The 24558-nt window shown below is 67.3% G+C and carries 30 protein-coding genes; 3 read left to right on the top strand and 27 right to left on the bottom strand.

The window, feature by feature from the left end:
• Nucleotides 1–37 precede the first annotated feature (37 nt).
• The 21 genes from rplR to BKI49_RS22210 form a co-directional block, all read right to left on the bottom strand.
• The gene (gene rplR / locus BKI49_RS22315; RefSeq protein WP_095936049.1) at nt 38–421 is read right to left on the bottom strand and encodes a 50S ribosomal protein L18; all 384 of its coding nucleotides are present in this window, start codon (nt 419–421) and stop codon (nt 38–40) included.
• Nucleotides 422–424: 3 nt separating this feature from the next.
• The gene (rplF, locus tag BKI49_RS22310) at nt 425–964 is read right to left on the bottom strand and encodes a 50S ribosomal protein L6 (protein WP_095936048.1); all 540 of its coding nucleotides are present in this window, start codon (nt 962–964) and stop codon (nt 425–427) included.
• 24 nt (nt 965–988) lie between these two features.
• On the bottom strand, nt 989–1387 hold the full coding sequence (rpsH, locus tag BKI49_RS22305; RefSeq protein ID WP_014674378.1) for a 30S ribosomal protein S8: 399 nt from the start codon (nt 1385–1387) through the stop codon (nt 989–991).
• A gap of 210 nt (nt 1388–1597) precedes the next feature.
• A complete protein-coding gene (locus BKI49_RS22295) occupies nt 1598–1783 on the bottom strand; it encodes a type Z 30S ribosomal protein S14 (protein WP_003948630.1) in 186 nt (61 codons plus the stop codon).
• 5 nt (nt 1784–1788) lie between these two features.
• Nucleotides 1789–2346 carry a 50S ribosomal protein L5 gene (gene rplE, locus BKI49_RS22290; RefSeq protein ID WP_095936047.1) on the bottom strand — a complete coding sequence of 186 codons (558 nt, stop codon included), beginning with the start codon at nt 2344–2346 and terminating at the stop codon, nt 1789–1791.
• On the bottom strand, nt 2346–2669 hold the full coding sequence (gene rplX, locus BKI49_RS22285) for a 50S ribosomal protein L24 (protein ID WP_053674523.1): 324 nt from the start codon (nt 2667–2669) through the stop codon (nt 2346–2348). The genes rplE and rplX overlap by 1 nt, the downstream gene beginning before the upstream one ends.
• 2 nt (nt 2670–2671) lie before the next feature.
• Complete coding sequence (gene rplN / locus BKI49_RS22280; protein ID WP_003998823.1) at nt 2672–3040, bottom strand: 50S ribosomal protein L14; 369 nt, start codon at nt 3038–3040, stop codon at nt 2672–2674.
• A gap of 104 nt (nt 3041–3144) precedes the next feature.
• The gene (gene rpsQ, locus BKI49_RS22275) at nt 3145–3429 is read right to left on the bottom strand and encodes a 30S ribosomal protein S17 (protein WP_095936046.1); all 285 of its coding nucleotides are present in this window, start codon (nt 3427–3429) and stop codon (nt 3145–3147) included.
• Nucleotides 3429–3653 carry a 50S ribosomal protein L29 gene (gene rpmC, locus BKI49_RS22270; RefSeq protein ID WP_003998824.1) on the bottom strand — a complete coding sequence of 75 codons (225 nt, stop codon included), beginning with the start codon at nt 3651–3653 and terminating at the stop codon, nt 3429–3431. The genes rpsQ and rpmC overlap by 1 nt, the downstream gene beginning before the upstream one ends.
• Nucleotides 3653–4072, bottom strand: coding sequence for a 50S ribosomal protein L16 (gene rplP / locus BKI49_RS22265; protein WP_028805743.1), 420 nt, complete (start codon nt 4070–4072; stop codon nt 3653–3655). Before rplP ends, rpmC begins: the two co-directional genes overlap by 1 nt.
• A gap of 5 nt (nt 4073–4077) precedes the next feature.
• Nucleotides 4078–4911, bottom strand: coding sequence for a 30S ribosomal protein S3 (rpsC, locus tag BKI49_RS22260; protein ID WP_028805742.1), 834 nt, complete (start codon nt 4909–4911; stop codon nt 4078–4080).
• Nucleotides 4911–5258, bottom strand: coding sequence for a 50S ribosomal protein L22 (rplV, locus tag BKI49_RS22255; RefSeq protein WP_003974262.1), 348 nt, complete (start codon nt 5256–5258; stop codon nt 4911–4913). The genes rpsC and rplV overlap by 1 nt, the downstream gene beginning before the upstream one ends.
• Before the next feature lie 42 nt (nt 5259–5300).
• Nucleotides 5301–5582, bottom strand: coding sequence for a 30S ribosomal protein S19 (rpsS, locus tag BKI49_RS22250; RefSeq protein WP_005481224.1), 282 nt, complete (start codon nt 5580–5582; stop codon nt 5301–5303).
• Nucleotides 5583–5594: 12 nt separating this feature from the next.
• On the bottom strand, nt 5595–6431 hold the full coding sequence (rplB, locus tag BKI49_RS22245) for a 50S ribosomal protein L2 (protein WP_030039757.1): 837 nt from the start codon (nt 6429–6431) through the stop codon (nt 5595–5597).
• Between the two features lie 39 nt (nt 6432–6470).
• Nucleotides 6471–6887 carry a 50S ribosomal protein L23 gene (rplW, locus tag BKI49_RS22240; RefSeq protein ID WP_095936045.1) on the bottom strand — a complete coding sequence of 139 codons (417 nt, stop codon included), beginning with the start codon at nt 6885–6887 and terminating at the stop codon, nt 6471–6473.
• Nucleotides 6887–7540: a 50S ribosomal protein L4 gene (rplD, locus tag BKI49_RS22235; RefSeq protein WP_095936044.1), complete on the bottom strand. Its 654-nt coding sequence runs from the start codon at nt 7538–7540 to the stop codon at nt 6887–6889. Before rplD ends, rplW begins: the two co-directional genes overlap by 1 nt.
• A gap of 5 nt (nt 7541–7545) precedes the next feature.
• The gene (gene rplC, locus BKI49_RS22230) at nt 7546–8190 is read right to left on the bottom strand and encodes a 50S ribosomal protein L3 (protein WP_095936043.1); all 645 of its coding nucleotides are present in this window, start codon (nt 8188–8190) and stop codon (nt 7546–7548) included.
• A gap of 17 nt (nt 8191–8207) precedes the next feature.
• On the bottom strand, nt 8208–8516 hold the full coding sequence (gene rpsJ, locus BKI49_RS22225) for a 30S ribosomal protein S10 (RefSeq protein ID WP_003948644.1): 309 nt from the start codon (nt 8514–8516) through the stop codon (nt 8208–8210).
• Nucleotides 8517–8963: 447 nt separating this feature from the next.
• Nucleotides 8964–9506 (bottom strand): SUKH-3 domain-containing protein, encoded by a 543-nt coding sequence (locus BKI49_RS22220; RefSeq protein WP_257004911.1) that lies wholly within the window; start codon nt 9504–9506, stop codon nt 8964–8966.
• Nucleotides 9507–9611: 105 nt separating this feature from the next.
• Complete coding sequence (locus BKI49_RS22215) at nt 9612–10268, bottom strand: hypothetical protein (RefSeq protein ID WP_143658494.1); 657 nt, start codon at nt 10266–10268, stop codon at nt 9612–9614.
• Between the two features lie 371 nt (nt 10269–10639).
• Nucleotides 10640–11068 (bottom strand): hypothetical protein, encoded by a 429-nt coding sequence (locus tag BKI49_RS22210; protein ID WP_095936040.1) that lies wholly within the window; start codon nt 11066–11068, stop codon nt 10640–10642.
• Between the two features lie 456 nt (nt 11069–11524).
• Here BKI49_RS22210 and BKI49_RS22200 point away from each other — a divergent pair, with 456 nt between their 5' ends.
• The gene (locus tag BKI49_RS22200) at nt 11525–12553 is read left to right on the top strand and encodes a DUF1963 domain-containing protein (RefSeq protein WP_095936038.1); all 1029 of its coding nucleotides are present in this window, start codon (nt 11525–11527) and stop codon (nt 12551–12553) included.
• 123 nt (nt 12554–12676) lie between these two features.
• The gene (locus BKI49_RS22195) at nt 12677–13915 is read left to right on the top strand and encodes a cytochrome P450 (RefSeq protein ID WP_095936037.1); all 1239 of its coding nucleotides are present in this window, start codon (nt 12677–12679) and stop codon (nt 13913–13915) included.
• A 116-nt stretch (nt 13916–14031) separates the two neighbouring features.
• Here the strand turns inward: BKI49_RS22195 and tuf are convergent, their stop codons facing one another.
• The 4 genes from tuf to rpsL form a co-directional block, all read right to left on the bottom strand.
• On the bottom strand, nt 14032–15225 hold the full coding sequence (gene tuf, locus BKI49_RS22190) for an elongation factor Tu (RefSeq protein ID WP_093905285.1): 1194 nt from the start codon (nt 15223–15225) through the stop codon (nt 14032–14034).
• A gap of 144 nt (nt 15226–15369) precedes the next feature.
• On the bottom strand, nt 15370–17496 hold the full coding sequence (gene fusA, locus BKI49_RS22185; RefSeq protein ID WP_095936036.1) for an elongation factor G: 2127 nt from the start codon (nt 17494–17496) through the stop codon (nt 15370–15372).
• A gap of 39 nt (nt 17497–17535) precedes the next feature.
• On the bottom strand, nt 17536–18006 hold the full coding sequence (gene rpsG, locus BKI49_RS22180; RefSeq protein ID WP_003992340.1) for a 30S ribosomal protein S7: 471 nt from the start codon (nt 18004–18006) through the stop codon (nt 17536–17538).
• Between the two features lie 2 nt (nt 18007–18008).
• On the bottom strand, nt 18009–18380 hold the full coding sequence (gene rpsL / locus BKI49_RS22175) for a 30S ribosomal protein S12 (protein WP_003948652.1): 372 nt from the start codon (nt 18378–18380) through the stop codon (nt 18009–18011).
• A 393-nt stretch (nt 18381–18773) separates the two neighbouring features.
• Here rpsL and BKI49_RS22170 point away from each other — a divergent pair, with 393 nt between their 5' ends.
• On the top strand, nt 18774–19769 hold the full coding sequence (locus tag BKI49_RS22170; protein ID WP_179332534.1) for a hypothetical protein: 996 nt from the start codon (nt 18774–18776) through the stop codon (nt 19767–19769).
• Here the strand turns inward: BKI49_RS22170 and BKI49_RS22165 are convergent.
• The gene (locus BKI49_RS22165) at nt 19714–20283 is read right to left on the bottom strand and encodes a hypothetical protein (protein ID WP_143658492.1); all 570 of its coding nucleotides are present in this window, start codon (nt 20281–20283) and stop codon (nt 19714–19716) included. The two genes, BKI49_RS22170 and BKI49_RS22165, sit on opposite strands and share 56 nt — an antisense overlap.
• Before the next feature lie 307 nt (nt 20284–20590).
• Complete coding sequence (locus BKI49_RS22160) at nt 20591–24490, bottom strand: DNA-directed RNA polymerase subunit beta' (RefSeq protein WP_028805109.1); 3900 nt, start codon at nt 24488–24490, stop codon at nt 20591–20593.
• Nucleotides 24491–24558 lie beyond the last annotated feature (68 nt).

Raw genomic sequence — 24558 nt, 5'->3', positions numbered from 1 at the left:
ATTACCTCTCTCTGTTTCCGCTAGCTACGGAACCGACTCAGAACTTGAGTCCGGCTTCGCGGGCGGCGTCCGCCAGGGCGGCGATGCGCCCGGCGTACTGGTTTCCACCACGGTCGAATACGACAGTCTCGACACCGGCGGCCTTGGCGCGCTCGGCGACCAGGGCGCCGACCGACTTGGCCTGCGCGGACTTGTCGCCCTCGCCACCGCGGATCGTGGTGTCCAGGGTCGACGCCGACGCGAGGGTGTGACCCTGCACGTCGTCGATGACCTGGGCCACGATGTGACGGTTGGAGCGCGTCACGACCAGGCGCGGACGCTCAGCCGTACCCGAGATGTGCTTACGGATCCGGATGTGACGACGCTTGATGGCAGCACGCTTGTAAGCGTCGCCCTTAGCAATCTTGACACCGTATGCCATGGCTTACTTACCCGCCTTTCCGACCTTGCGGCGGATGACTTCGCCTTCGTACTTGACGCCCTTGGCCTTGTACGGGTCGGGCTTGCGCAGCTTGCGGATGTTGGCCGCAACCTCGCCGACCTTCTGCTTGTCGATGCCCTCGACCGAGAAACGGGTGGGGGCCTCCACCTTGAAGGTGATGCCCTCGGGGGCCTCGACGGTGATCGGGTGGCTGTAGCCGAGCGAGAACTCCAGGTTGGAGCCCTTGGCGACAACGCGGTAACCGACACCGCTGATCTCGAGCTTCTTCACGTAACCCTGGGTCACGCCGGTGATCATGTTCGCCACCAGCGTGCGGGACAGGCCGTGGAGGGCCTTGTTCTGACGCTCGTCGTTCGGGCGGGTGACGTTCAGGACGCCGTCCTCACCCTTAGCGATCTCGATCGGCGACGCGACGGTGTGGGTGAGGTTGCCCTTGGGGCCCTTCACCTGGACCGTACGGCCGTCGATGGTGACGTCCACGCCGGCGGGAACCGTGATGGGGAGCTTGCCAATACGCGACATAGCTGTTTCCTCCGTTCCCTTCCGCTACCAGACGTAGGCGAGAACTTCTCCGCCTACGCCCTTCTTGCCGGCCTGCTTGTCGGTGAGGAGCCCGTGAGACGTGGAGATGATCGCCACGCCGAGGCCGCCGAGCACCTTCGGCAGGTTGGTGGACTTCGCGTAAACCCGGAGACCGGGCTTGGAGATCCGCTTGATGCCCGCGATGGAGCGCTCACGGTTCGGGCCGAACTTCAGCTCGAGGACGAGGTTCTTGCCGACCTCGGCGTCCTCGACCTTCCAGCCCGTGATGAAGCCCTCCTGCTGGAGGATCTCCGCGATGTGCGACTTGATCTTGCTGTGCGGCATCGACACGGAGTCGTGGTATGCCGAGTTCGCGTTACGCAGACGCGTAAGCATGTCTGCGATCGGATCAGTCATGGTCATGAATTGGCCTTCGGCCTCTCTCGCCGGGGTTTCCTGTATGCGCCATCCCTCTCCCCACTCATGGGCGGGACGGGTGCGGCGCGGGGACCTACGGCGTAGTAAGTCGTACGGGCGTCGGGCGCCCAACCCTCCTAGCCTAAGCCATGGAGGGGTGGGCCCCCGACAGTGCCCTTTGCTTACCGAGAGCCTCTGGAATCCCGAATTAGGGGATTACCAGGAGCTCTTGGTCACGCCCGGCAGCTCGCCACGGTGAGCCATCTCACGAAGGCACACGCGGCACAGGCCGAACTTGCGGTACACGGAGTGCGGGCGGCCGCAGCGCTGGCAGCGGGTGTAGCCGCGCACACCGAACTTGGGCTTACGAGCAGCCTTGGCAATCAGAGCCTTCTTCGCCATCTCGCTTACGCCTCCTTGAAGGGGAAGCCGAGGTGACGGAGAAGGGCACGGCCCTCAGCGTCGTTGGCCGCCGTGGTCACCACGGTGATGTCCATGCCCCGGGTACGGTCGATCTTGTCCTGGTCGATCTCGTGGAACATGACCTGCTCCGTGAGACCGAAGGTGTAGTTGCCACGGCCGTCGAACTGCTTGGGGGACAGGCCGCGGAAGTCGCGGATGCGCGGCAGCGCGAGCGACAGGGTACGGTCCAGGAACTCCCACATGCGGTCGCCACGGAGCGTGACGTGGGCACCGATCGGCTGACCCTCACGCAGCTTGAACTGCGCGATGGACTTGCGGGCCTTGGTGACGGCCGGCTTCTGACCGGTGATCGTGGTGAGGTCGCGGATGGCGCCCTCGATCAGCTTGGAGTCGCGGGCGGCGTCGCCCACACCCATGTTGACCACGATCTTGACGAGGCCGGGAACCTGCATGACGTTCTCGTACGAGAACTCCTCACGCAGCTTGCCCGCGATCTCCTCGCGGTACTTCGTCTTGAGACGCGGAGTGGTGGTGGTAGCCATCAGATGTCCTCACCCGTCCGCTTGGCAACGCGGATCTTGTTGCCCTCGTCGTCGAAGCGGTAACCGACACGCGTGACGACCTTGTTGCCGTCCTTCTCCACGACGAGCTGAACGTTGCTCACGTGAATCGGGGCCTCGGTGGTCACGATGCCGCCGGCCTGCGAACCGCGAGCGGTAGGGCCGGCCTTGGTGTGCTTCTTGACCCGGTTGACACCCTCGACCAGGACGCGCTCGTCGCGCGGGTAAGCGGCAATGACCTTGCCCTGCTTGCCCTTGTCCTTGCCGGTGATGACCTGGACCAGGTCGCCCTTCTTGATCTTCATGCTTACAGCACCTCCGGCGCGAGCGAGATGATCTTCATGAACTTCTTCTCGCGCAGCTCACGGCCGACGGGGCCGAAGATACGGGTGCCGCGAGGGTCGCCGTCGTTCTTCAGAATGACGGCGGCGTTCTCGTCGAAGCGGATGTACGAGCCGTCCGGACGGCGGCGCTCCTTGACGGTGCGAACGATGACCGCCTTGACGACGTCACCCTTCTTCACGTTGCCACCGGGGATCGCGTCCTTGACGGTGGCGACGATGACGTCACCGATGCCCGCGTAGCGGCGACCGGAGCCACCGAGCACACGGATGCAAAGGATCTCCTTCGCACCAGTGTTGTCGGCGACACGCAGTCGCGACTCCTGCTGGATCACGTCTATCTCCTGATTGTCTGCCGGTTCCCGGCAGGGGCCGCCCGCATGGACGGGCCCCTGCCGAGCCTGGCGGAACTGTTCCTAGGGGGTCCCCCTAGGAGGGATTACTTGGCCTTCTCGAGAATCTCGACGACGCGCCAGCGCTTCGTCGCGGACAGCGGCCGGGTCTCCATGAGGAGGACGCGGTCGCCGACGCCCGCAGCGTTCTGCTCGTCGTGGGCCTTGAGCTTGTTCGTACGGCGGATGACCTTGCCGTACAGCGCGTGCTTGACGCGGTCCTCGACGGCGACGACGACGGTCTTGTCCATCTTGTCGCTGACGACCAGACCCTCACGGGTCTTGCGGAAACCGCGCTCGGTCTTCTGCTCAGTCACGTTGCTCTCGCTCATCAGGCGCTCTCCACCGTCTCGATGCCCAGCTCGCGCTCACGCATCAGGGTGTAGATCCGCGCGATGTCCTTACGGACGGCCTTGAGCCGACCGTGGTTCTCGAGCTGACCGGTCGCCGCCTGGAAGCGGAGGTTGAACAGCTCTTCCTTGGCTTCGCGAAGCTTCGCAAGAAGCTCCTCGTCACCCAGTTCGCGCAGCTCGGACGCCTTGGTACCGGCCGACATCACGCTTCACCTGCCTCGCGCTTGACGATCCGGCACTTCATCGGCAGCTTGTGGGCTGCGCGAGTCAGGGCCTCACGGGCGATCTTCTCGTTGGGGTAGGACAGCTCGAACATGACCCGGCCCGGGTGCACGTTCGCGACCCACCACTCGGGGGAACCCTTACCGGAACCCATGCGGGTCTCGGCGGGCTTCTTCGTCAGCGGGCGGTCCGGGTAGATGTTGATCCAGACCTTGCCGCCACGCTTGATGTGGCGGGTCATCGCGATACGAGCCGCCTCGATCTGGCGGTTGGTCACGTACGCCGGCGTGAGGGCCTGGATGCCGTACTCGCCGAACGCAACCTGCGTACCGCCCTTGGCCTGACCACGGCGCTTCGGGTGGTGCTGCTTGCGGTGCTTGACCCTACGGGGGATCAGCATGTCGGTCAGGCCTCCGTTCCGGTGCTCTCAGCCGGAGCAGCGGCGGTCGCCTCGGCCTTGGGGGCCTCGGCGGCGGGAGCCTGCTGCTGCGGCTTGCGGCCGCGACCGCCACGCTCGCCACCACGGCCACCACGGCCGGCCGGGCGGTCGTTGCCACCACGGGCCGGGCGGTTGCCGGCGCGGGCAGCGGCGTTCTCGGCGCGGACCTCGGCGATGTTCTTGACGTCGCCCTTGTAGATCCAGACCTTCACGCCGATGCGGCCGAAGGTCGTCTTGGCCTCGAAGAAGCCGTAGTCGACGTTCGCGCGGAGCGTGTGCAGGGGCACGCGGCCCTCGCGGTAGAACTCCGAGCGGGACATCTCGGCGCCACCGAGGCGGCCACCGCACTGGATCTTGATGCCCTTGGCGCCCGCCTTCATCGCCGACTGCATGCTCTTACGCATGGCGCGGCGGAAGGAGACGCGGGAGGAGAGCTGCTCGGCAACGGCCTGGGCAACCAGCTGAGCGTCGGTCTCGGGGTTCTTGACCTCGAGGATGTTCAGCTGGACCTGCTTGCCCGTGAGCTTCTCGAGGTCGCCGCGGATGCGGTCGGCCTCGGCGCCACGGCGGCCGATGACGATGCCCGGACGAGCGGTGTGGATGTCCACACGCACGCGGTCACGGGTGCGCTCGATCTCAACCTTCGAGATACCGGCGCGCTCCATGCCGGACGTCATCATCCGACGGATGGCGACGTCTTCCTTGACGTAGTCCTTGTACAGCTTGTCGGCGTACCAACGCGACTTGAAGTCGGTCGTGACACCGAGCCGGAACCCATGCGGGTTAACCTTCTGGCCCATTACCGGGTTCCTTCCTTGCTGCTGACGACCACGGTGATGTGGCTGGTCCGCTTGCGGATCCGGTAGGCGCGGCCCTGGGCGCGCGGACGGAACCGCTTCAGGGTCGGGCCCTCGTCGACGTACGCCTCGGAGATGAAGAGGCTGTCGGCGTCGGTGTGGTCGTAGTTGTGCGCGGCGTTGGCGATGGCGCTGTCAAGCACCTTGCCGACCGGCACGCTCGCGGCCTGCGGGGCGAAACGCAGGACCGCCTGAGCCTCCGTGGCATCCATGCCACGGATAAGGTCCACCACGCGGCGGGCCTTCATGGGCGTGACGCGGATGTACCGCGCCTGGGCCCTGGCTTCCATGGTTGTCCTTCCAGTGTCTGTCATGGTCATTCCACCCCGCTGTTAGCGGCGCTTCGACTTCCGGTCGTCCTTGACGTGACCCCGGAAGGTGCGCGTCGGCGAGAACTCGCCGAGCTTGTGGCCGACCATCGACTCGGTGACAAACACCGGAATGTGGGTCTTGCCGTTGTGCACCGCGATCGTGTGGCCGAGCATGGCCGGGATGATCATCGAGCGACGGGACCAGGTCTTGATGACGTTCTTGGTGCCGGCTTCGTTCTGTACGTCCACCTTCTTGATCAGGTGGTCGTCGACGAAGGGCCCCTTCTTGAGACTGCGCGGCATCTAAACCCGCTCCTAGCGCTTCTTGTTCGTCTTGCGGCGGCGGACGATGTACTTGTTCGAAGCCTTCTTCGGCGAACGAGTACGACCCTCCTTCTGACCCCACGGGGAGACCGGGTGGCGACCACCGGAGGTCTTGCCCTCACCACCACCGTGCGGGTGGTCAACCGGGTTCATCGCCACACCGCGAACGGTCGGGCGAACGCCCAGCCAGCGCTTGCGGCCGGCCTTACCCCAGTTGATGTTGCTCTGCTCGGCGTTGCCGACCTCGCCGACCGTCGCGCGGCAGCGCTGGTCGACCAGGCGGATCTCACCGGAGGGCATGCGGAGGTGGGCCATGGTGCCCTCCTTCGCGAGCAGCTGCACCGAGGCACCGGCGGAGCGGGCGAACTTGGCACCGCCACCGGGACGGATCTCGATCGCGTGGATCGTGGTACCGACCGGGATGTTGCGGAGCGCCAGGTTGTTGCCCGGCTTGATGTCGGCCCCGGGACCGTTCTCGACGCGGTCACCCTGCTGCAGGTTGCGCGGGGCGAGGATGTAGCGCTTCTCGCCGTCCGCGTAGTGCAGCAGCGCGATGCGCGCGGTGCGGTTGGGGTCGTACTCGATGTGCGCGACCTTCGCCGGCACGCCGTCCTTGTCGTGACGACGGAAGTCGATCACACGGTAGGCGCGCTTGTGTCCGCCACCCTGGTGGCGAACGGTCACACGACCGGCGTTGTTACGGCCGCCCTTGCTGTGCAGCGGGCGGACCAGCGACTTCTCCGGCGTGGACCGCGTGACCTCGACGAAGTCGGCGACGCTGGAGCCACGACGGCCCGGCGTAGTCGGCTTGTACTTGCGGATTCCCATTTCTCAGTCCTCGTCCGATATTCGGACCAGGGCGCTCCGTTAGGAGGCCTGGCCGAAGATGTCGATACGGTCGCCCTCAGCGAGGGTCACGATCGCGCGCTTGCTGTCCGCACGCTTGCCGAAGCCGGTGCGGGTGCGCTTGCGCTTGCCCTGACGGTTGATCGTGTTGACCCCGGTGACCTTGACCGAGAAGACCGCCTGGACGGCCTCCTTGATCTGGGTCTTGTTGGCCCGCGGGTCGACGATGAAGGTGTACTTGCCCTCGTCGAGCAGCGCGTAGCTCTTCTCCGAGACGACCGGCTTGAGGAGCACGTCACGGGGGTCCGTGAAGGACTTGCTCAGCGGGGTCTCGACGGTGTTCTTGCCCTCGGTGGCGTGGCGCTTCGCCTTGGCGACGCGCGCAGCCTTCGCGGCCTTGGCGGCCTTCGAGGCGATGCTCGGGTGACGCGTAGCCATCAGGCTTCGCTCCCTTCGGTGTCAGCGGCCTGGGGGCCAGACACGAAGGACTCGAAAGCGGCCTGGGTGAAGACCACGTCGTCCGAGACGAGAACGTCGTACGTGTTCAGCTGGCCCGGCTCCAGGATGTGGACCTGGGGCAGGTTGCGCGCGGAAAGCAGCGCGGCCTCGTCGGAGCGCTCGATGACCAGGAGCACGTTCTTGCGCTCCGAGATCTTGCCGAGCAGGCCCTTCGCGGCCTTGGTGGAGATCCCGCCGTCGACCACGCCGGTGACGACGTGGATGCGGTTGTTGCGGGCCCGGTCGGTGAGGGCGTGGCGCAGGGCCGCGGCCTTCATCTTCTTCGGGGTCCGCTGCGAGTAGTCACGCGGCACGGGACCGTGCACGACGCCACCGCCGGCGAACTGCGGCGCACGAGTCGAACCCTGACGGGCGCGGCCGGTGCCCTTCTGGCGGTAAGGCTTCTTGCCACCACCGCGGACCTCGCCACGACGCTTGACCTTGTGCGTGCCCTGACGGGCAGCGGCCAGCTGCGCAACGACGACCTGGTGAAGCAGCGGGATGCTGATCTTCTCTACGTCGAAGATCTCGGCCGGGAGCTCAACGGTCCCGGCGGTGTCGCCGGAGGGCGACAGAATGTCAATGGTGCTCATAGTCCTCAGGCCCCCTTGGCCGCGGTGCGGACCAGGACGAGGCCGCCGTTCGGACCAGGAACCGCGCCCTTGATAAGGAGCAGGCCCTTCTCCGCGTCAACGGCGTGAACGGTCAGGTTCTGGGTGGTGACCCGCTCGTTGCCCATGCGACCCGCCATGCGGAGGCCCTTGAACACACGGCCCGGGGTGGCACAGCCACCGATGGAACCGGGAGAGCGGTGCTTGCGCTGGGTGCCGTGTCCGGCGCCGAGGCCCTTGAAGTTGTGACGCTTCATGACACCGGCGAAGCCCTTGCCCTTGCTCTTGCCGGTCACGTCCACCTTGACGCCGGCCTCGAAGACCTCAGCGGAGATCTCCTGACCCAGCGTGTACTCGGAGGCGTCCGCGGTGCGGATCTCGACGAGGTGACGACGGGGGGTGACGTCGGCCTTGGCGAAGTGGCCCTTGAGGGGCTTGTTCACCTTGCGCGGGTCGATCTCGCCGAAGGCGATCTGGACCGACTCGTAGCCGTCGGTGTCGTTCGTACGGACCTGGGTGACGACGTTGGGGCCGGCCTTGACGACGGTGACCGGAACAACACGGTTGTTCTCGTCCCACACCTGCGTCATGCCGAGCTTCTCGCCCAGGATGCCCTTGATCTGCTTAGCCATTCTCAGATCACCGATCCCTAGAGCTTGATCTCGATGTCGACACCGGCCGGGAGGTCGAGTCGCATCAGAGAGTCAACGGTCTTGGGCGTCGGGTCGAGGATGTCGATCAGGCGCTTGTGCGTGCGCATCTCGAAGTGCTCGCGCGAGTCCTTGTACTTGTGCGGCGACTTGATGACGCAGTACACGTTCTTCTCAGTGGGCAGCGGCACCGGGCCCGCGACCGACGCACCAGTGCGGGTCACCGTCTCGACGATCTTCTTCGCCGAGGAGTCGATGACCTCGTGGTCGTAGGCCTTGAGCCGGATGCGGATCTTCTGTCCCGCCATGGCTACTCAGTAGTCCTTTGTCTCGTAAAAACGCTCTGGAACCCGAGGGTCCGCGTCCTGACCTCCGACCCACGCGGTCGGGCGTGTCGCGCTCCCACTGACAGAGATATCCACAAGGGATTTCCCTGCTCGGGACGCGGCTCAGCCCTGAAGGCAACCGCTGGACCGGGGGCTGAACACCCACCGGGCGCCTGGTCGGCACCCCGCTGACACTTCCCGGAAGATTCCCGTACGTCCGCCCCAGCGCTGCCTTCCGACAGATTGGGCGACGAGTACTGTGGGACTCGCTTCCAGTCCTCCCGGCGGGAGGCGCGCAGCATCGGCACTCGACCGAGCAACCCCGCTAGTCTGCCATACACGACAGCGGGCTGGCCAATCGAGCCGGAGAGAATACCCCGAGCGTGACGTAGGTCAAACCGGGGGCCCGACCTCCCGCCCCGTCCGTGATCAGCAGCCGACTTCCGGACGAACCGGCCTGGTGAGCTTTTCCAGGGCCTCGTCGGGTGTTGCGGCCCACAGCGAGACCGTGTCCATGCCCATGTAGACCGCGCCGTCGTCCGCCATCGCCAGGTACCGGTTCCGGCGGTCGACCATGCCGAGGGGATAGAGATCGACTCCGGCCTGCTCACCGAGGTCGTCGAGAATCTCGGCGTCCCACATGGCCAGGAGCGGGTCCAGCCGGAAGTCCATCCACGGCATGGTGTCCAAGGGTGTACGGGAGGGAATCCCGACGTGACCGAATTCAGCGAGGAACCGGCGCGCGGCATCGTGCATCTCGTATTCACCGGTCTCCCGCAGGATGCTTTCCCAGGTCGTCACGGGGATCGACCTGCTCTGAAACCAGCCGCCCGCCCGCAGCACGCGATCCGTCCGGAGAGGCCACCGCAGTTCGGCTGCGGCGTCGTCGGTCTCCGTGGTTTCGAGCCGCCGCCAGAACGCCTGGGCGCCCGGGGGCACCTCGACGGCCTTGGAGACGGTCCGAGGATCCACCCCCGCCTTCATGGCGTCCGACAGCGCCTCCGCCTCACCACACTTCGAATGCGCTCCGCCGACGCTGCCGAGCCGATGCCGGGGCCCGCCGGGCGGGCCTGCGCCTCACACCCCCGGAGCGAGCAGGCGCTCCAGCTGTTCGTCGTACGCCCGGTAGCCCGTCTTGCCCCACTCGGGTGCGTGGCTCCCGGGGCGGAGGATGGCGGGCAGACGAGCCACCCGCCACATGCGGAAGACCGTCTCGGCGGAGCTGCGGCCCGTGGCGTCCGCCAGGTCGCAGGCGGTGCGGAGGATGCCGGCGATGCGCTCCGCTCCCTCCCCGGGCTCCACCCGTGCCGTGATGGCGGCCGCTGTCAGTGCCTCCAGGAAGCAGGTCGACTGGAGGTCCGCGCCCATACGGCACATGCGCCGCACGACCTCCGGTTCCTCAAGCCGTTCGAGGGGCTGCGGGACCCCGGTCACGGCCCCGGACCACAGCAGGAGGGACGCCGAGGTCACCGGGTGTTCGCGCAGGTACCCGAGCTCCTCCGCGATCGCCATCGCCGGTGCGCCGAACCGCCCCACCGCCCGGATGCCGTCCAGCAGGCGTGCCACCTCGCCACTCCTGGCCGCCAGGAAGCCTCCCACCGAGACGTCGGCGAGTCTCCACGTGCCCGTCGCGTTCACCGCGGCGATCTCCACGATGCCGCCGAGCGAGGCGAAGGCGGTGCGCGCGAGCAGGGACTCCGGGACGGGGGTGACCTGCCGCCCTGACACGGTCACGCGTCCCAGGGGGCGCGCACGGTCCTGCGCGTCCACCGGGCGCCGGGCTCGGCGCCCGGCTCCCCCTTCGCCGGACGTGTCCACGGACGCGGCGAGCGCTCGGGGTCCGGGACACCGGCTGCGCGAAAGCGTGCGTCCGGCCGGCCCGGCGCGCCCGCCTCCACCGGCAAGGCCCGCATCGACCGTGCCGCCCAGAACACGTCGCGCAGCGCCCTCATACCGCCTCGCCGTGCCCGCCGGAGCCGCGCTTCGTCCGTCAACTCGGCCCCTCCTCAAGCTGCTTCAAGCCTCGTGGCCACCCCACCGGTCGGTCCTGCCCTTCCGATCGCCCCCGCGGACGCGCGGCACACTTCGGTTCGCCGTCGGCGCGATCACGGATACGGGTCGACCAGATCCTCCAGCACGTGGGCGTAGGTGCGGAGACCGGCCTTGACGCCGTTCTCCGCGGGCGAATCGGGACGCAGTACGTCCGGCAGGAAGGTGACGCGCCACATCCGGAAGGTGTCGGATGCAGCCCGCTCGGGGTCGGCGTCCAGCAGGGATCCCGCCGTCCGCACGGTGTCGACCAACAGCGGCGCGACGGCCTCAGGGCCCGGGTTTCTCACCGTGGCCGCTCCGACAAGGGCGTTCAGGAGGGTGGTCGACTGAAGATCCCCGCCCATGTGAACCATGCGTCGCAGCACGACAGGGTCGTCGGTGTCGGGAGGATACCCCTCGATGCATCCGGAGTACATCGACAAGGACTCGGCCGTCACCTCGCGCCCGTCGTTCCACCCTCCCTGCGTCTCGAAGATCGCCATCGTCTCGGGACAGAAATCACCGATGCCCCTGATCAGCTCCAGCAGACGATCGATCTCGCGCCGGTGCCCGCCACGAAGTCGGCGAGGGAGACATCCCGCAGAGGCCGTGCCCCCGATTTCCTCACCGCACCGATCTCCAGAATCGCCCACAGAGGAGCGAATACGTCATAGCCCAGTCCGGTCTCCGAAATCGGCGCGCGCTTTCCGGTCATACCGAAGAACCTCGCCTCCATCGGACAAGTCCCATGACGTGCTTCGTCAGCGCCGTGTCGTGAACAGCTCAGGGGGCAACTTCCCATGGAACGGCATCGCGGTGGAAGCGAACCGGCACCCGTCGACATCACGATCACGTGCCCCGTCGAGCGCCATGGCCCCACGGTGCCCCACCTCGACGGCACGCGCCGAGCAGCAACCACCAGTACAGGCAAGGGCGTTCGCGGCACGTAGCCTCTTCCCATGTCCCGTACCACTCCGCCCCGTCCGCTCGACGTCACCGCGCTCTTCCCGGAGGTCGCGCCGCTGGCCCGTAGTGCCGTCCGGCTGCATCCGCGTGCGGGTGCCCCCACGGTCGCGGACAGTTCGATCGGCGGGCCCCTGCTGTGGCCCGCCGAGGAGCCATGGCCGACCTGCTCGGACCATGTCGGGGGCCGGCTGCGCGGGATCGCCCCCGACGACGTACGGCTGCGGCGACGCACTCTCGCCGAGGCGTGGAGCCGGCCGCGTGCCGAGGGTGCCGAGCTGCTCACCCCGGAGGAGCGTGTCGTCGTCGACCGGGGCTCGGCCGAGGTGCGGATATCGCAGGCCGGACCGGTCCCCCTGATCCCGGTGGCGCAGCTGTACGCCGCCGACGTCCCTTCGCTGCCCCGCCCGCCCGGCACGGACCTGCTGCAAGTCCTGTGGTGCCCCTTCGACCACGAGGACTACGTCCCCGCCGCCCGGCTGCGCTGGCGGGCCTCCGCCGAGGTCACCGACCCGCTCACCGCCGCCCCGCGGCCGGAGCTGATCGGCAACAGCGACTATCTGCCCGAGCCGTGCCTCCTGCACCCCGAGACGGTCACCGAGTACCCGGCGCCGCACGAGCTGCCCGAGGACCTGGCGGAGCGGATCGAGCTCTGGGAGGAGAGCCAGTACCCGGACGAGGACGCCGAGGACGCCGAGGACTGCGACACCGTCGACTACCAGTACGACCTCAGCGTCGCCCCCGGCTGCAAGCTCGGCGGTCATGCCCCCTGGAGCTTCAGCGATCCCTTCCCGATGGCCTGCCCCGAATGCGGTGCGGACGTACGGCCCCTGCTGACCCTCGACGGTGCCGAATGGGACGGCGGCAGCGGGAGCTGGCGGCCGGTCGAGGACGCCGGCTACACGGGCCTGCACTCCCTCGGCCCGGCCTGCTCCACCCAGCTCACCATCGGCCGGAGCTACAACCTGCAGATCTACGTGTGCACGGCCTCGTACGACCATCCGCACGTGCAGAACATGCAGTGACCGATGCGGCCGTCGGTGCCACCGGCGGCCGCGTCCGCGCGGCCGCACCGGGCCGTCTCTTCCGGGCCCCCACCTGGAGCACCCCCCCGCGACACCCCACCACCCCCGTCCGATGGTGGACCCATGGCAGAAGACACCACCACCCTGGCCGGACCGCCCGACGAGGGGTCGCTTCCTCCCGTGCGGGACTGGCCGGACGTCGGGACGAACGCGACCGACTTCGACCCGGTGCTCGCGGAGCTGATGCGGGAGGGGCCACTGACCCGGATCCGGCTGCCGCACGGGGAGGAGGACTGGGCGTGGCTGGCGACGCGCTACGAGGACGTCAAGACGATCACGAACGACGCGCGGTTCAGCCGAGCCGAGGCGTCCGTACGGCAGTTCACGCGGCTGGCGCCGCACTTCGCGCCCCGGCCCGGCGCGCTGGCCTGGGCCGATCAGCCGGACCACAACCGGCTCCGCCGCGCCGCCTCGACCGCCTACACGGTGAGCGCGGTACGGCGGCTGCGGCCCCGTGCCCAGGAGATGCTCGACGAGCTGGTCGACGCGATGGTGCAGGACGGGCCGCCCGCCGACCTGGTCGAGCGGGTGCTCGAACCCTTCCCGATCTCCGTGGTGTGCGAGGTCATGGGCGTCCCCGCCGACGAACGCCGGAAGGTGCACGACTGGACGCGGGAGATCATCTCCACCGCGGGCGGCGCCGAGGCCTCCGAGCGGGCCAAGAAGGGCCTGTTCGGCTGGATCGCGCAGGCCGTCCGCGACCGCGGCGACAGTGACGGCCAGGACGTGCTGTCGCTGCTCGGCGCGGCGGTGAAGAGCGGTGAGCTGCGGCACGAGGAGGCGGTCAGCGTCGCCGGCCCGCTGCAGATCGGCGGTGAGGCGCTCACCAACAACAGCGGCCAGATGTTCTTCCTGCTGCTGACCCGGCCCGAGCTGCTGGAGCGGGTGCGCGAGGACCCGGCGTCCCGCCCGGCCGTCGTCGAGGAACTGCTGCGCTACATCCCGCACCGCACCGCGGTGGGCCTCCCCCGCATCGCCCTGGAGGACGTCGAGATCGGGGGCGTCCGCGTCAGCAAGGGCGACCCGGTCTACGTGTCCTACCTGGCCGCCAACCGTGATCCGGCGGTCTTCCCGGATCCGGACCTCGTCGACGTCGACCGGGACGCCGGCGCGCACATGGCGTTCGGCAACGGCCCGCACTACTGCACGGGTGCCGTCTTCTCCCGCATGCAGATCGAGCTGCTGCTCGACACCCTGCTGGAGCGTCTGCCCGGACTGCGGCTCGCCGTGCCCCCGGACGAGGTCCCGTTCCGGCAGCGCACGATGATCCGCGGTCCGGAAGCCCTGCCGATCGCCTGGTAGGCAGAGCCGGGAAGCCTGGTAGGCAGAGATGGGGGAAAACAGCGGAAGGGCCCGTACGACCGAAGTCGTACGGGCCCTTCCAGGAGCTCTGTCAGGAGCTACCAGGTCGGATCAACTTACTTGTTGATCTTGGTGACCTGGCCGGCGCCGACGGTCCGGCCACCCTCACGGATGGCGAACTTGAGGCCCTCCTCCATGGCGACGGGCTGGATGAGCTCGACCTTCATCTCAGTGTTGTCGCCCGGCATGACCATCTCCGTGCCCTCGGGGAGGGTCACAACACCGGTCACGTCAGTCGTACGGAAGTAGAACTGCGGACGGTAGTTGTTGAAGAACGGCGTGTGGCGGCCACCCTCGTCCTTGGACAGGATGTAGGCCTGGGCCTCGAACTCGGTGTGCGGGGTGACCGAGCCCGGCTTGATGATGACCTGGCCGCGCTCGACGTCCTCGCGCTTGATGCCGCGGAGCAGCAGACCGACGTTCTCACCGGCCTGGCCCTCGTCGAGCAGCTTGCGGAACATCTCGATGCCGGTGACCGTGGTGGTGGTCTTCTCCTGCTTGATGCCCACGATGTCGACGGTCTCGTTGACCTTGAGGACACCACGCTCGATACGGCCGGTGACGACCGTACCGCGACCGGTGATCGTGAAGACGTCCTCGATCGGCATCAGGAACGGCTTGTCGACGTCACGCTCGGGCTGCGGGATGTTCTCGTCGACGGCCTTCATCAGGTCGAGGACGGACTGGCCCCACTCCTTGTCGCCCTCAAGGGCCTTGAGCGCCGAGACCTTGACGACCGGCAGGTCGTCGCCCGGGAACTCGTACTCGGAGAGGAGCTCACGAACCTCGAGCTCGACGAGCTCCAGGATCTCCTCGTCGTCCACCATGTCGGCCTTGTTCAGGGCGACGACGATGTAGGGAACGCCGACCTGGCGGGCCAGGAGCACGTGCTCCTTGGTCTGCGGCATCGGGCCGTCGGTGGCGGCAACCACGAGGATGGCGCCGTCCATCTGCGCCGCACCCGTGATCATGTTCTTGATGTAGTCCGCGTGACCGGGGCAGTCGACGTGGGCGTAGTGACGCGTCTCGGTCTGGTACTCGACGTGCGCGATGGAGATGGTGATACCGCGCTGGCGCTCCTCAGGAGCCTTGTCGATCTGGTCGAAGGCCGAGGCCTCGTTCAGGTCCGGGTACGCGTCGTGCAGCACCTTGGTAATGGCGGCCGTGAGGGTCGTCTTACCGTGGTCAATGTGACCGATGGTGCCGATGTTGACGTGCGGCTTAGTCCGCTCGAACTTCGCCTTCGCCACTGGGGTCCTCCTGTGGAGTGGTTCTGTACGCCTTACTCATCGGCGCCAGGGTGATCTTTGCTGGGGTGCCGCCCGCCGGGGTTCTTCCCTGGGGTCGGAACCCCGGCGTTCGGTGTCAAGCCTAAAGCGTGTGAACGGGGTGCGTTACTCGCCCTTGGCCTTCGCGATGATCTCCTCGGCGACGTTCCGCGGAACCTCGGCGTAGGAGTCGAACTGCATCGAGTAGCTTGCGCGACCCGACGTCTTGCTGCGGAGGTCTCCGACGTAGCCGAACATCTCCGAGAGGGGCACGAGGCCCTTCACGACGCGGGCACCGGCCCGCTCCTCCATGGCCTGGATCTGACCACGGCGGGAGTTGATGTCGCCGATGACCTCACCCATGTAGTCCTCGGGCGTGGTGACCTCGACGGCCATCATCGGCTCAAGGAGCACGGGGGACGCCTTGCGCGCGGCCTCCTTGAAGGCCTGCGAACCGGCGATCTTGAACGCGAGCTCGGAGGAGTCGACCTCGTGGTAGGCACCGTCGAGAAGCGTGACGCGGACGCCCGTCATCTCGTAGCCGGCGAGGATGCCGAACTGCATGGCCTCCTGCGCACCGGCGTCGACCGAAGGGATGTACTCCTTCGGGATGCGACCACCGGTCACCTTGTTCACGAACTCGTACGAGGCGTCGCCGCCCTCGATGGGCTCGATCGCGATCTGCACCTTGGCGAACTGACCGGTACCACCGGTCTGCTTCTTGTGGGTGTAGTCCACGCGCTCGACGGCCTTGCGGATCGTCTCGCGGTACGCGACCTGCGGCTTGCCGACGTTGGCCTCGACCTTGAACTCACGGCGCATGCGGTCGACCAGCACCTCGAGGTGCAGCTCGCCCATACCGCCGATGATGGTCTGGCCGGTCTCCTCGTCCGAGTGAACCTGGAAGGAGGGGTCCTCCTCCGCGAGACGCTGGATGGCGACACCCAGCTTCTCCTGGTCACCCTTGGACTTGGGCTCGATGGCGACCTGGATGACCGGCGCCGGGAAGTCCATGGACTCCAGGATCACCGGGCTCTTGTCGTCGGACAGCGTCTCACCGGTGGTGGTCTGCTTCAGGCCCATGACGGCGACGATGTCGCCGGCGCCCACCGACTCGATCTCCTCACGCTTGTTCGCGTGCATGCGGTAGATCTTGCCGATGCGCTCCTTCTTGCCCTTGACGGAGTTCAGCACGGCGGTGCCGGACTCCAGGCGGCCCGAGTAGACCCGGACGAAGGTGAGCTTGCCCAGGTGCGGGTCGCTCATGATCTTGAACGCGAGGGCGGAGAGCGGCTCGTCGTCGGACGGCCTGCGCGTGACGACCAGCTCCGGGTCCTTCACGTCGTGGCCCTCGATGGCCTCGACGTCAAGCGGAGTCGGCAGGTAGCGCACGACCGCGTCGAGCAGGGGCTGAACGCCCTTGTTCTTGAACGCGGTGCCACAGAACACCGGGGTGACCGTGGTGTCGTTGGACTTGCCGGACGCGATGGTGATGCGACGGATCGCGGCGTACAGCTGCTCCTCGGTGGGCTCCTGGCCCTCCAGGAACAGCTCCATGATCTCTTCGTCGTTCTCCGCGACGGCCTCGACCAGCTTGCCGCGCCACTCCTCGGCGGCCTCGGTATGCGTGGCCGGGATGTCGACGACGTCGTACATCTCGCCCTTCGCCGCCTCGGCGGACCACACGAGCGCCTTCATGCGGACCAGGTCCACGACGCCCTTGAAGTCGGCCTCGGCGCCGATCGGAAGCTGCATGACGAGCGGCTGGGCGCCCAGGCGGTCCGAGATCATGTCCACGCAGCGGTGGAACTCGGCGCCGGTACGGTCCAGCTTGTTCACGAAGCAGATACGCGGCACGCCGTAACGGTCGGCCTGACGCCACACCGTCTCGGACTGCGGCTCGACACCGGCGACACCGTCGAACACCGTGACGGCACCGTCGAGGACGCGCAGCGAGCGCTCCACCTCGACCGTGAAGTCGACGTGGCCCGGGGTGTCGATGATGTTGATCGTGTAGTCGTTGTCCTCAAGCGGCCAGTGACAGGTGGTGGCAGCAGAGGTGATCGTGATGCCACGCTCCTGCTCCTGCTCCATCCAGTCCATGGTGGCGGCGCCGTCGTGGACTTCACCGATCTTGTAGCTGACGCCGGTGTAGAAGAGGATCCGCTCGGTGGTGGTCGTCTTGCCCGCGTCGATGTGGGCCATGATCCCGATGTTGCGGACCCTGGCCAGGTCAAGTGAAGTGGTAGCCATAAGGCTTCAGTCTTCTCTCGGTCTCGATGGGGGTAGCGACTACCAGCGGTAGTGCGCGAAGGCCTTGTTGGACTCGGCCATCTTGTGGGTGTCCTCGCGCTTCTTCACAGCGGCACCAAGGCCGTTGGAGGCGTCGAGAAGCTCGTTGAGCAGACGCTCGGTCATGGTCTTCTCGCGACGGGCGCGGGAGTAACCGACGAGCCAGCGCAGCGCGAGCGTGTTGGCGCGACCGGGCTTGACCTCGATCGGAACCTGGTACGTCGCACCACCGACACGGCGGGACTTGACCTCGAGGGTCGGCTTGATGTTCTCCAGCGCGCGCTTCAGCGTGATGATCGGGTCGTTGCCCGTCTTCTCACGCAGACCCTCCATGGCGCCGTAGACGATGCGCTCGGCGGTGGAGCGCTTGCCGTTGAGCAGCACCTTGTTGATGAGGGAGGTCACCAGAGGGGAACCGTAGACCGGGTCGATGATGACCGGGCGCTTCGGGGCGGGGCCCTTACGAGGCATTTCTACTTCTCCTTCTTGGCGCCGTAGCGGCTGCGGGCCTGCTTGCGGTTCTTGACACCCTGGGTGTCGAGCGAACCACGGATGATCTTGTAGCGAACACCCGGCAGGTCCTTCACACGGCCGCCGCGCACGAGCACGATGGAGTGCTCCTGCAGGTTGTGTCCCTCACCCGGAATGTAAGCGGTGACCTCGATCCCGCTGGTCAGACGCACACGCGCGACCTTACGCAGGGCCGAGTTCGGCTTCTTCGGGGTGGTCGTGAACACACGCGTGCAGACGCCACGACGCTGAGGGGAACCCTCGAGTGCGGGCGTCTTGTTCTTCTCGACCTTGTCCTGCCGGCCCTTACGGACCAGCTGCTGGATCGTAGGCACTACTTCTCCGGTTTCTGTGTGCCGAATGGTGAAGCTAACCTGGAACGTCGCCGACCCACGCGGTCGGGTGTGTCGAAACTGCTGACTTCCGCCGTGAGGCGAAAAGGGCGCAGAGTACGGTGGCCGCGCACGGCACCCCTTGCGGTTGAAGGCACGCACGGGGGCCAGGGCACACCCCAGGCACAAGGTCTGAGCGTACCTACCTCATTCGCTGCGGTCAAAACAAATGGAGTCCGGAGGCCCCAGGCTGCGGGCGATGTCAAGCCGCTGTACCCTACGCGATCTTCGAATTGGCGATCGACGCATGTCAGCGCGACCGGTGCGCGGGGTACGGTCAGCCCGGCGGAGGGTCTCCGCGTGCGGGCCCGACAGCGCGCCAACAGACTGAGGGTCATGTCCGCGCCACAGGTGCCTCCGGCCGACCCCGATCCCCCTCCTGCGCGCTCACCCCTCTCGACGTTCGGGGAGAAGGTGGCGTACGTCGCGGCGCCGGGGACGGTCGTCTTCGCCCTGCTCTACTACTTCGGCAGCCTGTACGTCAGGGAGTACTACTCCGCCCTCGGCGTGGTGCCCGAGGATCTCGGGATGTCCGTCCAGAACGTCGTGGCCAGCAGCACGAGCGCGATCTTCTTTCCGCTGTGCGTCCTGCTGGTCGGCGGGCTGATCGTGTTCCTGGCGTTCGGCTGGCTGGGACGGGCGCTGGCCGGGCCGGGGCATGACACTCATCGCCGTACGGCGATCATCCTGCTGCTTGCCGTCGGTGCGGCCATGGTGCTCGTGGGCCTTCCGGCCTTGTTCTCGTACCTGCCGGTCCTTTTCCCGGCGGGCTGGCCGCGTGTCTTCGTGCCGGCCCTGATGGTGGCCGTGGGGTCCACGCTGGCCGTCTGTGCCGTCCATCTGCGGCTTGGCCGGAGCACGGGGGGCACGGTCCGGCCCAGCCCCGCCGACGACCGCGTGTGGCTGGCGGTAGGCGCGCTGCTGATCGGGTTGCTGACGGTGAGCCTCTTCTACGACATGGCGCAGTACGCGGTCGTGGCCGGTCGCAGCGATGCCAGGCTGGACGCGAGAAGGGGGTACAAGGACACCCCGCTCGTGGTGGTCCACTCACGGGTGCGCCTCACCCACTCCGCGAAGGACATCGAGTTCCGCGACCGCGGCAGCGCGAACGGGCCGTACCGGTACGAGTACCGGGGTTTCCGTCTCCTCGCGAAGTCACCGACCCGCTTCTACCTGGTCTCCTACACCTCGCGCTGGAAGGACCGCCGCGTGGTGGTACTGCCCGACGACCACACCGCCTGGCTGGAGATCCGCAGCGCCGAGAAGACCGCCGGCGCTACGTCTGTGGGGCCGGCGTCTCGTCTTCGGCAGGCGTCGGCGGACCGGTGGTGACGGGCTCGTCCGTCGTGGGCTCGTCCGTCGTGGGCTCGTCCGTCGTGGGCTCGTCCGTCGTGGGCTCGTCGGTCGTGGGCTCGTCGGTCGTGGGCTCCGAGGTGGTCGGACCCGTGTCCGAGGTCGGGCCCTCGGTGGCTTCGCCGTGGATGGCGGCCGTGACGGTGGAGCCGTCGGCCAGCGTGAGCGTCAACTCACCGGCGTACGGGCCCGGTTGTGTCGGCGTGTACTGGAAGACCAGTTCGCAGCCCTCCGGCGGAACCTCGCCCAGACACTTCTTGATCATCTCGGCCTCTTCGCCCTCGATCTCGCCCTTGGCGTCCTGCAGGGGCGTGGTGCGCGCCTGCTTCGACGCCTCGAGGTCCACCTCTCCCTGGACCGGCTTGCCCACCTGCGTCGGCGGAAGCTCGATGTCCGACGCGGAGGCCTCCTCGGAGTCACTGCCCAGGAAGATCTCACCGTCCGACTCGCCCTCGCCCGTGGGTGTCTCGCTCTCGTCCGGGGTCTGTGTCACGTCCTCCTCGATCTCACCGGACACGGTGTCCGAGGGCCCGGGAGGCGTCGGCCCTCCCCCACAGGCCTCCGTCGCCGCCAGCGCCGCCAACGTCGCAGCCACGGCCAGGCATCGGGCAATCGCTGACGTCATGGCGTCGGCACCTCCGCGTCCGCTCGGCCAGGTCCGGCACAAGCTCGCACACCGACTGCCGGGTAGACACGGACCGCGGTCGCCGACACGGAGCGATCACTCGAACGACAGACCCGAACAACGCCGAAGGGCGGTCACCCCGCAGGGTGACCGCCCTTCAGTTCAAGCTGCCCGCTTACTGGTTGTACGGACCGTAGTCGTAGTCCTCCAGCGGAACGGCCTGGCCGGAGCCCGTGCCGAACGGCGAGTAGTCGATGTCGTCGTAGCCGACGGCCGAGTACATCGCGGCCTTGGCCTCCTCGGTCGGCTCGACCCGGATGTTGCGGTAGCGGGACAGACCCGTACCGGCCGGGATGAGCTTACCGATGATGACGTTCTCCTTGAGGCCGATGAGGCTGTCGGACTTGGCGTTGATCGCCGCGTCCGTCAGAACTCGGGTCGTCTCCTGGAAGGAGGCGGCCGACAGCCAGGACTCCGTCGCCAGCGAGGCCTTGGTGATGCCCATGAGCTGCGGACGACCCGAAGCCGGGTGACCACCCTCCTGGACCACACGACGGTTCTCGGTCTCGAACTTCGAGCGCTCGACCAGCTCGCCGGGCAGCAGCTCCGCGTCGCCCGACTCGATGATCGTCACACGGCGCAGCATCTGCCGGATGATGATCTCGATGTGCTTGTCGTGGATCGACACACCCTGCGAGTTGTAGACCTTCTGGACCTCGCCGACCAGGTGGACCTGGACGGCACGCTGACCCAGGATGCGCAGCACGTCGTGCGGGTTGGTGGCACCCACGGTGAGCTTCTGGCCCACCTCGACGTGCTCGCCCTCGCTGACCAGGAGTCGGGCACGCTTCGAGATCGGGAACGCCGTCTCGTCGCTGCCGTCGTCCGGGGTGACGACGAGCTTCTTGGTCTTCTCGGTCTCCTCGATCCGCACGCGGCCGGAGGCCTCGGAGATCGGGGCGACACCCTTCGGGGTACGGGCCTCGAAGAGCTCGACGACACGGGGCAGACCCTGAGTGATGTCGTCACCGGCCACACCACCGGTGTGGAAGGTACGCATCGTCAGCTGGGTACCGGGCTCACCGATGGACTGGGCGGCGATGATGCCGACCGCCTCACCGATGTCGACCAGCTTGCCGGTGGCCAGCGAACGGCCGTAGCACATGGCGCAGGTGCCGACGGCGGACTCGCAGGTCAGGACCGAGCGGGTCTTGACCTCCTCGATGCCGTGCTTGACCAGCTCGTCGATGAGGACGTCGCCCAGGTCGGTGTTGGCCGGGGCCAGCACCACGCCGTCGACGACGATGTCCTCGGCCAGCGCACGTGCGTACACGCTGGTCTCGACGTTGTCCGCCTTGCGCAGGACGCCGTCCGCGCCGCGCTCCGCGATGTGCAGCTTGAGGCCACGGTCGGTGCCGCAGTCCTCCTCGCGGATGATGACGTCCTGGGAGACGTCGACCAGACGACGGGTGAGGTAACCCGAGTCGGCGGTACGCAGAGCGGTGTCCGCCAGACCCTTACGGGCACCGTGCGTGGAGATGAAGTACTCCAGCACGGACAGGCCCTCACGGAAGGACGCCTTGATCGGACGCGGGATCGTCTCGTTCTTCGCGTTCGACACCAGACCACGCATACCGGCGATCTGACGCATCTGCATCATGTTTCCTCGGGCACCCGAGTCAACCATCATGAAGATGGGGTTCGTCTTCGGGAAGTTCGCGTTCATCGCCTCGGCAACCTCGTTGGTCGCCTTGGTCCAGATCGCGATGAGCTCCTGCGTGCGCTCGTCCTTGGTGATCAGACCGCGTTCGTACTGCTTCTGGACCTTCTCGTCCTGCGCCTCGTAGCCCTTGACGATCTCCTTCTTCGCCTCGGGAACGACGATGTCGGAGATGGCCACGGTGACGCCGGAGCGGGTCGCCCAGTAGAAGCCCGCCGCCTTCAGGTTGTCGAGCGTCGCCGCCACGATGACCTTGGGGTAGCGCTCGGCGAGGTCGTTGACGATCTCGGAGAGCTGCTTCTTGCCGACCTCGTAGTCGACGAACGGGTAGTCCTCGGGCAGCAGCTCGTTGAAGAGCGCGCGGCCCAGCGTGGTCTTCAGGCGGAAGGTGTCACCCTGCTGCCACTCCGGCTCGCCCTCCTCCTGCGCCGGCGGGGTCCAGCCGCGCGGCGGGATGGTGCCCACCGGGAAGCGGATGTCCACGCGCGACTGCAGCGAGAGCTCGCCGGCGTCGAACGCCATGATCGCCTCGGCCGCGGAGCCGAAGGACCGGTCCTCGCCCTTGACGTTGCGCAGCGCGCCGTCGGTGGTCAGGAAGAACAGACCGAGGACCATGTCCTGGGTCGGCATCGTGACCGGACGGCCGTCGGCCGGCTTGAGGATGTTGTTCGAGGACAGCATCAGGATGCGGGCCTCGGCCTGCGCCTCCGCGGACAGCGGCAGGTGCACGGCCATCTGGTCACCGTCGAAGTCCGCGTTGAACGCGGTGCAGACGAGCGGGTGGATCTGGATGGCCTTGCCCTCGACCAGCTGGGGCTCGAAGGCCTGGATGCCGAGGCGGTGCAGCGTGGGCGCACGGTTCAGCAGAACCGGGTGCTCGGCGATGACCTCTTCGAGGACGTCGTACACGACCGTGCGGCCGCGCTCGACCATCCGCTTGGCGCTCTTGATGTTCTGCGCGTGGTTCAGGTCGACCAGGCGCTTCATCACGAACGGCTTGAAGAGCTCCAGCGCCATGGCCTTCGGCAGACCGCACTGGTGCAGCTTCAGCTGCGGACCGACGACGATCACGGAACGCGCGGAGTAGTCCACACGCTTGCCGAGCAGGTTCTGACGGAATCGACCCTGCTTACCCTTCAGCATGTCGCTGAGGGACTTCAGCGGACGGTTGCCGGGGCCCGTCACCGGGCGACCACGACGGCCGTTGTCGAACAGGGCGTCGACCGCCTCCTGGAGCATGCGCTTCTCGTTGTTCACGATGATCTCGGGCGCGCCGAGGTCGAGAAGCCGCTTCAGGCGGTTGTTGCGGTTGATGACACGGCGGTACAGGTCGTTCAGGTCGGAGGTCGCGAAGCGGCCACCGTCCAGCTGCACCATCGGACGCAGGTCCGGCGGGATGACCGGCACGCAGTCGAGCACCATGCCCTTGGGGCTGTTGCTGGTCTGCAGGAACGCGGAGACGACCTTGAGGCGCTTGAGCGCACGGGTCTTCTTCTGGCCCTTGCCGGTACGGATGATCTCGCGGAGGCGCTCGGCCTCCTCCTCCAGGTCGAAGGACTCCAGGCGCTTCTGCAGCGCCGCGGCACCCATCGAACCGTCGAAGTACGTGCCGAAGCGGTCACGCAGCTCGCGGTAGAGGAGCTCGTCGCCCTCCAGGTCCTGGACCTTGAGGTTCTTGAAGCGGGTCCACACCTCGTCGAGACGGTCGATCTCGCGCTGCGCACGGTCGCGCAGCTGCTTCATCTCGCGCTCGGCACCCTCGCGCACCTTGCGGCGCACGTCGGCCTTGGCACCCTCGGCCTCGAGCTCGGCCAGGTCGGTCTCGAGCTTCTTGGCGCGGGCCTCGAGGTCGGCGTCGCGGCGGTTCTCGATCTGCTGACGCTCGACGGAGACGTGGGCCTCCAGCGAGGGCAGGTCGCGGGTGCGGCGCTCCTCGTCGACGTACGTGATCATGTACGCCGCGAAGTAGATGACCTTCTCCAGGTCCTTCGGGGCGAGGTCGAGCAGGTAGCCGAGGCGCGACGGAACGCCCTTGAAGTACCAGATGTGGGTGACGGGGGCGGCCAGCTCGATGTGGCCCATCCGCTCACGGCGCACCTTGGCGCGCGTGACCTCGACGCCACAGCGCTCACAGATGATGCCCTTGAAGCGGACACGCTTGTACTTGCCGCAGTAGCACTCCCAGTCCCGGGTCGGACCGAAGATCTTCTCGCAGAAGAGTCCGTCCTTTTCGGGCTTGAGGGTGCGGTAGTTGATGGTCTCGGGCTTCTTGACCTCGCCGTGGCTCCACTGACGGATGTCGTCAGCGGTGGCCAGGCCGATCCGGAGCTCGTCGAAGAAGTTGACGTCGAGCACTATGCGTCAATCCCTCTCAGGGTCGTAAGTCTTGGGGTCTGATACGGGGGTCCTGGGGCCGGCCGGGC

This window comes from Streptomyces sp. Tue6028, assembly GCF_002300165.1.
GTDB lineage: Bacteria > Actinomycetota > Actinomycetes > Streptomycetales > Streptomycetaceae > Streptomyces > Streptomyces siamensis.
The sequence above is the reverse complement of the archived record's forward strand: the minus strand, read 5'-3'. Positions and strand labels throughout refer to the sequence as shown.

Bases quoted from the DNA above. Each gene is read 5' to 3' on its own strand.
- rplC (WP_095936043.1), bottom strand. From the start codon at position 8,190: ATGGCTAAGCAGATCAAGGGCATCCTGGGCGAGAAGCTCGGCATGACG.
- fusA (WP_095936036.1), bottom strand. From the start codon at position 17,496: ATGGCTACCACTTCACTTGACCTGGCCAGGGTCCGCAACATCGGGATC.
- rplV (WP_003974262.1), bottom strand. From the start codon at position 5,258: ATGGAAGCCAGGGCCCAGGCGCGGTACATCCGCGTCACGCCCATGAAG.
- rplB (WP_030039757.1), bottom strand. From the start codon at position 6,431: ATGGGAATCCGCAAGTACAAGCCGACTACGCCGGGCCGTCGTGGCTCC.
- rplF (WP_095936048.1), bottom strand. From the start codon at position 964: ATGTCGCGTATTGGCAAGCTCCCCATCACGGTTCCCGCCGGCGTGGAC.
- rplW (WP_095936045.1), bottom strand. From the start codon at position 6,887: ATGGCTACGCGTCACCCGAGCATCGCCTCGAAGGCCGCCAAGGCCGCG.
- rpmC (WP_003998824.1), bottom strand. From the start codon at position 3,653: ATGTCGGCCGGTACCAAGGCGTCCGAGCTGCGCGAACTGGGTGACGAG.
- rplR (WP_095936049.1), bottom strand. From the start codon at position 421: ATGGCATACGGTGTCAAGATTGCTAAGGGCGACGCTTACAAGCGTGCT.
- BKI49_RS22210 (WP_095936040.1), bottom strand. From the start codon at position 11,068: ATGGCGATCTTCGAGACGCAGGGAGGGTGGAACGACGGGCGCGAGGTG.
- rpsJ (WP_003948644.1), bottom strand. From the start codon at position 8,516: ATGGCGGGACAGAAGATCCGCATCCGGCTCAAGGCCTACGACCACGAG.
- rpsS (WP_005481224.1), bottom strand. From the start codon at position 5,582: ATGCCGCGCAGTCTCAAGAAGGGGCCCTTCGTCGACGACCACCTGATC.
- rplX (WP_053674523.1), bottom strand. From the start codon at position 2,669: ATGAAGATCAAGAAGGGCGACCTGGTCCAGGTCATCACCGGCAAGGAC.
- rpsH (WP_014674378.1), bottom strand. From the start codon at position 1,387: ATGACCATGACTGATCCGATCGCAGACATGCTTACGCGTCTGCGTAAC.
- rplD (WP_095936044.1), bottom strand. From the start codon at position 7,540: ATGAGCACCATTGACATTCTGTCGCCCTCCGGCGACACCGCCGGGACC.
- BKI49_RS22195 (WP_095936037.1), top strand. From the start codon at position 12,677: ATGGCAGAAGACACCACCACCCTGGCCGGACCGCCCGACGAGGGGTCG.
- rpsC (WP_028805742.1), bottom strand. From the start codon at position 4,911: ATGGGCCAGAAGGTTAACCCGCATGGGTTCCGGCTCGGTGTCACGACC.
- BKI49_RS22170 (WP_179332534.1), top strand. From the start codon at position 18,774: ATGTCCGCGCCACAGGTGCCTCCGGCCGACCCCGATCCCCCTCCTGCG.
- rplE (WP_095936047.1), bottom strand. From the start codon at position 2,346: ATGGCTACCACCACCACTCCGCGTCTCAAGACGAAGTACCGCGAGGAG.
- rpsG (WP_003992340.1), bottom strand. From the start codon at position 18,006: ATGCCTCGTAAGGGCCCCGCCCCGAAGCGCCCGGTCATCATCGACCCG.
- BKI49_RS22200 (WP_095936038.1), top strand. From the start codon at position 11,525: ATGTCCCGTACCACTCCGCCCCGTCCGCTCGACGTCACCGCGCTCTTC.
- rpsQ (WP_095936046.1), bottom strand. From the start codon at position 3,429: ATGAGCGAGAGCAACGTGACTGAGCAGAAGACCGAGCGCGGTTTCCGC.
- rplP (WP_028805743.1), bottom strand. From the start codon at position 4,072: ATGCTGATCCCCCGTAGGGTCAAGCACCGCAAGCAGCACCACCCGAAG.
- BKI49_RS22295 (WP_003948630.1), bottom strand. From the start codon at position 1,783: ATGGCGAAGAAGGCTCTGATTGCCAAGGCTGCTCGTAAGCCCAAGTTC.